This window comes from Bradyrhizobium sp. PRIMUS42 (assembly GCF_023006515.1).
In the GTDB taxonomy this organism is placed as follows: Bacteria; Pseudomonadota; Alphaproteobacteria; order Rhizobiales; family Xanthobacteraceae; genus Bradyrhizobium.
Genome location: NZ_JALBGZ010001143.1, coordinates 1 through 1,322 on the forward strand (window position 1 = coordinate 1; position 1,322 = coordinate 1,322).

Annotated in this window: 2 protein-coding genes; one reads left to right on the forward strand and one right to left on the reverse strand. The window is 67.2% G+C overall.

What is annotated here, in order from left to right; genetic code table 11:
- Positions 1–1,037, forward strand: a 1,037-nt coding sequence (locus MOV75_RS38435; RefSeq protein ID WP_247008046.1) for a hypothetical protein, incomplete at its 5' end; no start/stop codon positions are given.
- A 5-nt stretch (positions 1,038–1,042) separates the two neighbouring features.
- Here the strand turns inward: MOV75_RS38435 and MOV75_RS38440 are convergent.
- Positions 1,043–1,322, reverse strand: a 280-nt coding sequence (locus tag MOV75_RS38440) for a bifunctional hydroxymethylpyrimidine kinase/phosphomethylpyrimidine kinase (RefSeq protein ID WP_247008047.1), incomplete at its 5' end; no start/stop codon positions are given.

A 1,322-nucleotide genomic window follows, 5' to 3' on the forward strand; every position in this document is an offset into this window, starting at 1 on the left:
AGACGCCCGCCCCCGCCGTCAAGCTCGCCGCGGCCGATCCGGCGTTGATACTGCCGACGGAGGCACCAGCCGCGCCGCAGATATCGCCTGAACCAGAGCCCCTCGTCAGCGAGGCTACGCCGGCCGCTGCACCGGAGCCCGTGAAACTGGCATCTGCCGATCCCACCGAGATCGTAACGACGGACGCACTGTCCCCCGCGGCGATCGCCAGCGGCCCCCTTACGCCTGTGAGCAAGGCATCACCTCCGGCCGACACCGTCGCCGTCCTCGACGAATGCTTCGTCATGGACGCCTGCATCGATCGCTATCTCTGGACGCTCTATCAGCGCACCGCAAAGGAGGACTCGATCAAGGTCCAGGAGCGCCGCGCCGTCACCGTCAAGCGCAAGGGCAAGACAGTCACGGTGATGCGCAGCTTCACGAAGCTGGTCGACCAGGATTTCGGCTGGAAGGATCCAAAGGCGGCCGAGCACGCCGGCATGCCGATGATGGATTATGTCATCGGCGGCATGGACAAGAGCTTCAAGCGAAAGCTGTTTCGCACGCTGCTCGCCGCGGAAGCCGCCGGCCTCTCGCCCGGAATCACCAGTGCGTTCCGCGACGACTATCGCCAGTCGATCGCGAGCGGCTTGAAGGCCGCCTCCGACCGTTCCTATCATGGCGGCAGCACGCGCGGCGGCTACGGCCACGGCATGGCGGCCGATATCGTCAGCACCCAGGGGAACAACCGCGCGCAGCGCTGGGTCTCGACCGAAATCCTGTGGAAGTGGGTCGACGCCAACGGCAAGGCATACGGCATCGGCCGGCCCTATCTCGGCCGCGATCCGCCGCATGTCGGCCCGGTCGACGGCCAGGAATACATCTCGCGCCGTGGCACGGGCGACGGAAAGCAAGTCGCCAGCGTGAAGTCCAAGAACAAGAAGGTGGTGCGCGCAGCGGCCCACGCAAAAGCACCAAAGGCCCAGGCCGCACGCGAGCAGAGGGGTCCCGCGAAGCCGCAGAAATCGGCGCAATCGACCGGCAAGCGCGCGACCTGAGACCGTTACGTCGCGCGGCCCGGCAACGGTACCAGCCGCATCTCGGCCGTGCCCGCATCCTGCGTGCGCACCAGCACCGCAAAAATCGTCTCGACCGCAAGCCGCACTGCGGTCTCGATCGCTTGGCCCTTGGCCAAGTGGGCCGCGATCAGACCATTGAGGAGATCGCCGGTGCCGTAGGGGCGGATGGGCAGGCGCGGCGTCGCGAAGCGCGACAACTGGCCGTCGGCGCACAGGATCGTCTCCACCTGCCCCGCCGCCGTATCGGTGAGCGTGCAGCCGGTG